This window comes from Mycobacterium sp. NPDC003449 (genome assembly GCF_053588415.1).
Genome location: NZ_JBSFPX010000247.1, coordinates 1 through 9,229, shown reverse-complemented (window position 1 = coordinate 9,229; position 9,229 = coordinate 1). Strand labels below are relative to the sequence as shown.

Here is a 9,229-nt window from a genome sequence, read left to right as displayed (position 1 = left end):
CGACTACCTACCCGGCCAGCCCGACGGGCTGATCGACCTCGGCGCCTTCCTGGCGCTCACCGCGCCGTCTCAGTCGTCGCCGGGGCGGGAATGCCTGCCGTAGGACGGGTTGTCGTCGGGGTCGCCCCCGTCGGTCCCGTAGTGCCTGCCGTTGAGCTTGCGGAAGTGGCCCTGGTGGTCGACGTGAAACCCGTTGTGCGCATGGCCGATCGGTTCTTCCCGGTCACCGGCCGGGGCGTCGCCCATCAGCTCGTCGAGGATCTGCTGCCAGCGGTCCTCCGGTTCAGCGGCCGGCGCGGGTGGCAGCGGCTCGGTCACGTCGTCGGCGTTGCCCGGGGCGGCGACGGCCACCGGTCGGGGCGGGTCGAGATCCTCGGTCACCAGGGTGTATTCGACGTACTCGTCGTCGTCGGGGTAGGCAGGCAGGAACCGGTTGGCCTCCTCCCCGACGACCCGCATGGCATCGGTCTGGGCCTCGCCGTCGTCCTCGTCGGGCTCGGCCGGGCCGGGTGCGCGGGCGAAGCCGAGCAGGAACATCGCGGCCACCACACCGAACAGCGCGACGAACGCGGGCAGCAGCATCGCCTGCGACATCGCCGCCGAGAACGGCGCGTGCAGGAAATCCGGCAGCGCGGCCGCCATCCCCTCACCGCCCGGCGGCGCGGCGGGCGCGCCGGGCAGCTCGGCACCGATCCGCGACGTCATGTACGCCGCTATGCCCGCGCTGCCGAGCACCGACCCGACCTGACGGGTGGCGTTGTACACCCCCGATCCGGCCCCGGCCAGATCCGGGGGCAGGTTGCGGGTGGCGGTCGCGGCCAGCGGCGACCAGATGAACGCCATGCCGACGCCCATGACCGCCTGCGGTAACAGCAGCCGCCAGATCGGGGTGGCCGGAGTCATCTCGAAGGCCAGCCAGGTCAGCCCGATCGCCATGGCCGAGAAGCCGAAACCGATCACCGGGGTCGGGTGGACCCGGTCGACGATGCGCCCGACGACCGGGGCCAGCAGCCCGCTCGCGATCGCCGTCGGCGCGGTCAGCAACGCCGACCGGATCGGCGAGAGCCCGCATACGGTCTGGGCGTAGAACATCAGCGGCAGGATCATCGCGGTCACCGCGAAACCGATTGTGGCGACGCCGATGTTGGCCAGGCTGAAGTCGCGGTCGGCGAAGATCCGCAGCGGGATCAACGGTTCCCGGGTGTTGACCGACTGCCAGAACACGAACCCGGCCATCACCCCGACGCCCAGCGCGGCGGTACCCCACACCCACGGCGCCCAGTGCCGCGACTGCCCCTCCTGCAGGGCGAACACGATCAGGAACATGCCCACACCGGACAGCACGACGCCGATGACGTCGAGATCGTGGCGACGGGTCGGCAGGTCGGGCACCAGCCACGCCGCCAGCCCGAGGCCGAGGATGCCGATCGGCACGTTGACGAAGAAGATCCACTGCCAGCCCAGGCTGCCGACCAACAGCCCGCCGGCCAGCGGGCCGACCAGCGTCGCGACCCCCGCGGTGGCCCCCCAGATGCTCATCGCGACGCCGCGCCGCTCGGGCGGGAAGATCCGGGTGATCGTCGACAACGTCTGTGGGGTCAGCATCGCCGCGCCGATGCCCTGGACCACCCGCGCCGCGATCAGCGTCTCGATGCTGCCGGCCAGCCCGCACCACAGCGACGCCGCGGTGAATACGGCCAACCCGGCCAGGTAGAGATACTTGGGTCCATACATGTCCCCGAGCCGGCCCGCCACCAGCAGCGGGACCGCGTAGGCCAGCAGGTAGGCGCTGGTCACCCAGATGACACCGTCGTAGTCGGCGCCCAGCCGCTCCATGATGGTCGGATTCGCGACGGCCACGATCGTCGCGTCGACCAGAATCATGAAAAAACCGACCATCATGGCCCACAACGCGTGCCACGGGTTGTGGTCCTCGGTCCGGGTTTTCAGCGTAGGCAACATGACAGATCAAGTGGATGCGCCCGTTTGCGGCGCTCAGCCGACGCTACGGACCCGCCGGGGTCCGGACAAGTCCGGGGCCGGTCAGGCCGCCGGTTCGGCGACCACGTCGGGAAAGACTCCGTCAGCTGCGGGTTCGGGTTCGCCGGCCTCGTCGCCGGAGCGCCCGCCCACGATCAGCAGCGCCGTGAGGGCGATCAGCATGCCCGCCGTCATCACCCCGGACAGCGCCAGCGCCCCGTTTCCGAGGGCACCGACCAGCGGCGCCACCGCCGCTCCGATCCCGAACTGGGCGGCCCCCAACAACGCGGCCGCGGTGCCCGCCGCGTCGGGATGGCGCGACAGCGCCAGCGCGGGCGCATTGGGGATCACCAGACCCATCGCGGCCAGGATCGCCAGCACCGGCAGCAGGAAACCGAGCAGCCCGCCGAACTGCGCGACGGTCAGCCCGACGAACACCAGGCACGCCACCGAGGCCGCGGACAGTGCGGCCAGCGTGATGGCCTGCGGGGTGTACCGGCGCAGCAGCACCACGTTGAACTGGGTGGACCCGATCAAGGCGATCGCGCCCGCGGCGAACACCAGCGCGAACGCCTGCTGATCGAGGCCGAACCGGCCCTGCAGCACGAACGGTGCCGCCGAGATGTAGGCGAACAGCCCCGACATCCCCAGCGCGGCGACGAGCACCAGGATGACGAACCGCGAATCGCGCAGCAGCTCGCCGTAGGTGCCGATGATGCCGCGCACCCGAAGCGGACGGCGATGCGCCGCCGGCAGCGTCTCCGGCAACGCCAGGACGGCCATCAGCAGCAGGCCGCCGGCCAGTACCACGAGCGCCACGAACACCCAGTGCCACGATCCGCGCAGCAGCACCGCGGCCCCCAGCGACGGCGCCAGCACCGGCGCCACCCCGAGGACCAGCATGAGCCGCGACATCACCGTGGCGGCGGCCGAGCCGGCGAACAGGTCACCGACCACGGCGACGGCCACCACCGCGGCGGCGGCCGCGCCCATGCCCTGCAGCAGGCGGGCCAGGCCGAGCACGACGATGTCGGGGGCCAGCACGCACAGCACCGACGCCAGGATGTGCAGCACGATGCCGGCCATCAACGGGCGGCGGCGGCCCAGCGAGTCCGACAGCGGGCCGATGATCAACTGGCCGAGCGCCAGCCCGGCCAGGGTGCCGGTGAGGGTCAGCTGCGCGACCGACGACGAGATCGAAAGTTCCTCGCCGATTTTCGGCAGCGCGGGCAGGTACATGTCGATGGTGAGCGGGCCGAGCGCGATCAGGGCACCCAGCACCAGGATCATCCTGATCCGGCTCGGCCTGCCCGCGGTCGTCTTCTGGTCCACGTCGGGCGATGATGCCATGATTCTTGTTAGCCCCGCATATCAATATTTTGTTCCCGCAGCGCACCGAAGCGCGGTCGTGACGGCCATCACTGTCGGGCACCAGGCCTGGGTCGTCGTTCGTTATCTGCGTGTTCGGGCGAGACGTTAGCCTGGACAGTCAACCGTTGGGTTCACACGTGGGGAGGCCCGATAGTGCACGCTCGGTCCAAGAGCCGGTTGCCGGCGACCGTCGACGGTCCCGCCGACGCCGACGATCCAAGCACCGCCGCCAAGGTCCTTTCGGCCGTCATCGAACGCAGTTCGCGAGTTCAGGCCCCGGCGGTGCGGGCCTATGTCGACCGGTTGCGCAGCCACCAACCCGACGCCACCCCCGCCGAGATCATCACCAGACTGGAGAACCACTACAAAGCCGCGGTGATGGCCAGTGGCGCCGCGGTCGGCTCGGCCGCGGCCTTCCCCGGCATCGGCACCCTGGCCGCACTGTCGGCGGTGGCCGGCGAGACGGTGGTGTTCCTGGAGGCCACCTCGGTGTTCGTGCTCGCGGTCGCCGAGGTGCACGGCATACCCGCCGACCACCGGGAGCGGCGCCGTGCGCTGGTGCTTTCGGTCCTGGTCGGCGACGACAGCAAGCACGCCATCGGTGACCTGCTCGGCTCCGGTCGCACCAGCGGGGCGTGGCTGTCCGACGGGGCCGCGACGCTGCCGCTGCCCGCGGTGTCCCAACTCAACTCCCGGCTGCTCAAGTACTTCGTCAAGAGGTATACGCTCAAGCGCGGCGCGATGGCATTCGGCAAGTTGCTGCCGGTCGGCATCGGCGCCGTCGTCGGCGGGGTCGGCAACCGGCTGATGGGTCGCAAGATCGTCGCCAACGCCCGTGCGGCGTTCGGCGCACCCCCGCCGCGGTGGCCTGCAACGTTGCATGTGCTGCCGTCCGCTCAGCCTTGAGGGTGCGCGGATCCGTCGGCCCGCAACCCGTAACGGTGGTGCCGTTCTCGGCGCGCGCGGAAAAGGGATAGCCTTTATGCGGCGGTCGTGCGGGGTCGACCGCCCACAGGAGAACACAAGCGGCGAGCGTCATTGCCACGGCTTGCCGGGAACGAAGAATCGAGGCGAGTGCCAGCCGTGAGCAGTTCACCTTCACCATTCGGACAGAACGAGTGGTTGGTCGAGGAGATGTATCGCAAGTTCCGCGAGGATCCCTCTTCGGTGGATCCCAGTTGGCACGAGTTCCTCGTCGACTACTCCCCCGAACCAGCCGCCGACAGCACCGCCGCAAACGGTCAGTCCACCGCCCCCGCCCCGGCGGCGCCGGCCGAACCGGCAACACCCGCCCCGGCGGCCAAGCCCGCGCCTGAGGCCAAGCCCGCCGCCAAGCCCGCCGCCAAGCCCGCGCCCGAGGCCAAGGCCGCCGCGAAACCCGCCGCCAAGCCGGCCGCGGCCCAGACCTCCGCCGCCTCCGACGACGAGACCCAGGTCCTGCGGGGCGCCGCGGCGGCCGTGGTCAAGAACATGAACGCCTCGCTGGAGGTGCCGACCGCCACCAGCGTGCGCGCCATCCCGGCCAAGGCGATGATCGACAACCGCGTCGTCATCAACAACCACCTCAAGCGCACCCGCGGCGGCAAGATCAGCTTCACCCACCTGCTCGGGTACGCCATCGTGCAGGCGGTCAAGAAATTCCCGAACATGAACCGGCACTTCGCCGAGGTCGACGGTAAGCCGAACGCGGTCACCCCGGCGCACACCAATCTCGGCCTCGCGATCGACCTGCCCGGCAAGAACGGCAGTCGCTCGCTCGTGGTGGCCGCGATCAAGCGTTGCGAGACAATGGCTTTCGGCCAGTTCATCGCGGCCTACGAGGACATCGTGCGGCGCGCCAGGGACGGCAAACTGACCGCCGAGGACTTCTCCGGCGTGACCATCTCGCTGACCAACCCCGGCACCATCGGCACCGTGCACTCGGTGCCGCGACTGATGGCGGGGCAGGGCGCGATCATCGGCGCCGGGGCCATGGAGTACCCGGCCGAGTTCCAGGGCGCCAGCGACGAGCGCATCGCCGAGCTGGGCGTCGGCAAGCTCATCACCTTGACCTCGACCTACGACCACCGGATCATCCAGGGCGCGGAATCGGGTGACTTCCTGCGCACCATCCACCAGTTGCTGCTCGACGACGAGTTCTTCGACGAGATCTTCCGTGAGCTGGGCATCCCCTACGAGCCGGTGCGCTGGCGCACCGACAACCCGGACACGATCTTCGACAAGAACGCCAGGATCATCGAGCTGATCGCGGCCTACCGCAACCGCGGCCACCTGATGGCCGACATCGACCCGCTGCGGCTGGACAAGACCCGTTTCCGCAGCCACCCCGACCTCGATGTGCTCACCCACGGCCTGACGTTGTGGGACCTGGACCGCGAGTTCAAGGTCGACGGGTTCGCCGGCAAGCAGTACATGAAGCTGCGCGATGTGCTGTCGGTGCTGCGTGACGCGTACTGCCGCCACATCGGTGTCGAGTACACCCACATCCTCGAACCCGAGCAGCAGAAGTGGCTGCAGGAACGCATCGAGATCAAACACGACAAGCCCACGGTCGCCGAACAGAAGTACATTCTGTCCAAACTCAACGCAGCCGAGGCCTTCGAGACCTTCCTGCAGACCAAATACGTTGGGCAGAAGCGATTCTCACTGGAGGGCGCGGAGACCGTCATCCCGATGATGGACGCCGCGATCGATCAGGCCGCCGAGCACGCGCTCGACGAGGTGGTCATCGGCATGCCGCACCGGGGCCGGCTCAACGTGCTGGCCAATATCGTCGGCAAGCCCTACAGCCAGATCTTCACCGAGTTCGAGGGCAACCTGAATCCGTCCCAGGCGCACGGATCCGGCGATGTGAAGTACCACCTGGGCGCCACCGGAACCTATATCCAGATGTTCGGCGACAACGACATCGAGGTCTCACTCACGGCCAACCCGTCGCATCTGGAGGCCGTCGACCCGGTGCTGGAGGGCCTGGTGCGGGCCAAGCAGGACCTGCTCAACGTCGGCGAGGAGGCCGATGGCTCACAGCGTTTCTCGGTGGTTCCGCTGATGCTGCACGGCGACGCCGCGTTCGCCGGTCAGGGTGTGGTCGCCGAGACGCTGAACCTGGCCCTGCTCAACGGTTACCGGACCGGCGGCACGATCCACATCGTGGTGAACAACCAGATCGGATTCACCACGGCGCCAACGGATTCCCGTTCCAGCGAGTACTGCACCGATGTCGCCAAGATGATCGGTGCGCCGATCTTCCACGTCAACGGAGACGATCCCGAGGCCTGCGCCTGGGTGGCGCGCCTGGCCATGGACTTCCGTCAGGAGTTCAAGAAGGACGTCGTCATCGACATGCTGTGCTACCGCCGCCGCGGGCACAACGAGGGCGACGACCCGTCGATGACCCAGCCCTACATGTACGACGTCATCGACACCAAGCGCGGTTCGCGTAAGGCCTACACCGAAGCCCTGATCGGCCGTGGTGACATCTCGATGAAAGAGGCCGAGGACGCCCTTCGCGACTACCAGGGTCAGCTGGAGCGGGTGTTCAACGAGGTCCGCGAACTGGAGAAGCACGCCGCCGAGCCGAGCGAATCGGTCGAGTCCGACCAGCAGATCCCGCAGCGGCTGGCCACCGCGGTCGACAAGTCGCTGCTGGCCCGCATCGGCGATGCGCACCTGGCGCTGCCGGACGGCTTCACCGTGCACCCGCGGGTCAAGCCGGTGCTGGAGAAGCGCCGCGAGATGGCCTACGAGGGCAAGATCGACTGGGCCTTCGCCGAACTGCTGGCCCTTGGCACGATGATCGCCGAAGGCAAGCTGGTGCGGTTGAGCGGCCAGGACACCCAGCGCGGCACCTTCACCCAGCGGCACTCGGTGATCGTCGACCGCAAGACCGGCGAGGAGTTCACCCCGCTGCAGTTGTTGGCCACCAACACCGACGGCACCCCGACCGGCGGCAAGTTCCTGGTCTACAACTCGGCGCTGTCGGAATACGCCGCGGTGGGCTTCGAATACGGCTACTCGGTGGGCAACCCGGACGCCATGGTGCTGTGGGAGGCCCAGTTCGGCGACTTCGTCAACGGCGCGCAGTCGATCATCGACGAGTTCATCTCCTCCGGTGAGGCCAAGTGGGGCCAGCTCTCCGACGTGGTGCTGCTGCTGCCGCACGGCCACGAGGGCCAGGGTCCCGACCACACCTCGGCACGCATCGAGCGGTTCCTGCAGCTGTGGGCCGAGGGGTCGATGACCATCGCGGTGCCGTCCACCCCGGCCAACTACTTCCACCTGCTGCGCCGCCACGGCCTGGACGGCATCCAGCGTCCGCTGATCGTGGCCACCCCGAAGTCGATGCTGCGCAACAAGGCCGCGGTCTCCGACATCCGGGACTTCACCGAGAACAAGTTCCGCTCGGTGCTGGAGGAGCCGTTGTACACCGACGGCGAGGGCGAGCGGAGCAAGGTCCGTCGGGTGCTGCTGTGCAGCGGCAAGCTCTACTACGACCTGGCCGCGCGCAAAGCCAAGGACAAGCGCGACGACGTGGCGATCGTGCGGCTCGAGCAGCTGGCCCCGCTGCCCAGGCGGCGCCTGGCCGAGACCCTGGACCTGTACCCGAACGCCACCGAGAAGTTCTGGGTGCAGGAGGAGCCGGCCAACCAGGGCGCCTGGCCGTCGCTGGGCCTCACCCTGCCCGAGGTGCTGCCGGATTACTTCGTCGGCATCAAGCGGATTTCGCGGCGGGCCATGAGCGCCCCGTCCTCGGGTTCGTCGAAGGTGCACGCCGTCGAACAGCAGGAGATCATCGACGAGGCCTTCGGCTGAGTCAGGGCTTCCTGTTCCGATCCTCGAATTCGACGAAAAGGTCGCTGTCGCACGCTGACAGCGACCTTTTCGTCGATCTCAACGCGGTGTTCGCATCACGACGCCGAAGTTCAGGTGTTCGCCACCATCTCCCCCACCCCGTCCACCCGCCCTGTCAGCGGGAGCCCGGGTGAGATCGGGATCGGGGGGCACAGCGTGCCGCTCATGATCAGGTCGCCTCGCCGCAGCCGCTGACCCCGCGTCGCGAGGTCGGCACTGAGCCAGGCGACGGCGTTGGCGGGATCGCCGAGCACCTGATCGCTGCCACCGTCTGAAACCTTCTCACCGCAGGTCAGCGTGGCGGTCAAGGCGGTCAGATCGGCGCCGGCCGCAAGGTCGGTACCCAGCAGGACCGCGGCGTGGCTGACGTTGTCGGCCACCAACGTCGCGGCATCCGGGGCGCCGCCGTCCCAACGGCTGTCCACCACCTCGATCGCGAGGTGCAGCCGCTCGACGGCCGCCCGCACCTGCTCCGCCGTGGCCCGGTCGGGCAGGTCGGCACCCAGAATGAAAGCGATCTCCAGCTCAGCACGCGGCGCGCACAGCCCGTTGGGCAGGGCGGTCACGATCAGCGGCTCGACGAGGAAGCCGCTGACCGGATGCGTTACAGCCTTGTCCCGCTGGGCGTTTCGCGAGGTGAGCCCAATTTTCCACCCCGCGTGCCGGGCGCCGGCGGAGAACCAGTGCCCGCGCAACGCGTCCTGGCATCGGTAGCCGGCCGCCAGGTCGCCGGGGGTAGCCGGCGACAGGCGTTCGCCGGTTTCATGAGCCCGGTACAGCCGGGCGGCGAGGTGGTCGTACGGCTCGCGGTGATCGCTCACGTCTCATCCTAAGTAGAAATTGCCACATCAATCTGGTCATCCTATCTGGTTGACCAGATTGGTCGCCATGTGATCGAATCGGGAAAAGGGGCCCTCGTCAGCGATGGAGGAGATGGATGCGGATCGCGAAGGTTCAGGCGTGGTGGGTGCGCTTCGCACTCGAGCCGGCCCGACAGCACCGCAGCGACTTCGGCCAGGTCGGAACA

5 protein-coding genes are annotated in these 9,229 nt (G+C 68.6%); 2 read left to right on the top strand and 3 right to left on the bottom strand.

The annotated features are described in order from the left end of the window. Positions 1-69: 69 nt before the first annotated feature. Both ACWDTP_RS35075 and ACWDTP_RS35070 read right to left on the bottom strand, forming a co-directional pair. A complete protein-coding gene (locus ACWDTP_RS35075) occupies positions 70-1,962 on the bottom strand; it encodes an MFS transporter (protein WP_450027827.1) in 1,893 nt (630 codons plus the stop codon). Positions 1,963-2,043: 81 nt separating this feature from the next. After that, entirely contained in the window at positions 2,044-3,330 is a 1,287-nt protein-coding gene (locus tag ACWDTP_RS35070) for a multidrug effflux MFS transporter (RefSeq protein WP_450027826.1), read from the bottom strand. Between the two features lie 174 nt (positions 3,331-3,504). Between ACWDTP_RS35070 and ACWDTP_RS35065 the strand changes: the two genes are divergently transcribed. Further along, complete coding sequence (locus tag ACWDTP_RS35065; RefSeq protein WP_450027825.1) at positions 3,505-4,257, top strand: hypothetical protein; 753 nt, start codon at positions 3,505-3,507, stop codon at positions 4,255-4,257. Positions 4,258-4,434: 177 nt separating this feature from the next. Continuing rightward, positions 4,435-8,163 (top strand): multifunctional oxoglutarate decarboxylase/oxoglutarate dehydrogenase thiamine pyrophosphate-binding subunit/dihydrolipoyllysine-residue succinyltransferase subunit, encoded by a 3,729-nt coding sequence (locus ACWDTP_RS35060; RefSeq protein WP_450027824.1) that lies wholly within the window; start codon positions 4,435-4,437, stop codon positions 8,161-8,163. A gap of 110 nt (positions 8,164-8,273) precedes the next feature. Here ACWDTP_RS35060 and ACWDTP_RS35055 read toward each other — a convergent pair whose 3' ends face one another. Next, positions 8,274-9,023 carry a 2-keto-4-pentenoate hydratase gene (locus ACWDTP_RS35055; RefSeq protein WP_450027823.1) on the bottom strand — a complete coding sequence of 250 codons (750 nt, stop codon included), beginning with the start codon at positions 9,021-9,023 and terminating at the stop codon, positions 8,274-8,276. Between the last annotated feature and the right edge of the window lie 206 nt (positions 9,024-9,229).

Excerpts from the sequence above, each read along its gene's own strand:
- ACWDTP_RS35075 (WP_450027827.1), bottom strand. The coding sequence starts at position 1,962 with ATGTTGCCTACGCTGAAAACCCGGACCGAGGACCACAACCCGTGGCAC.
- ACWDTP_RS35070 (WP_450027826.1), bottom strand. The coding sequence starts at position 3,330 with ATGGCATCATCGCCCGACGTGGACCAGAAGACGACCGCGGGCAGGCCG.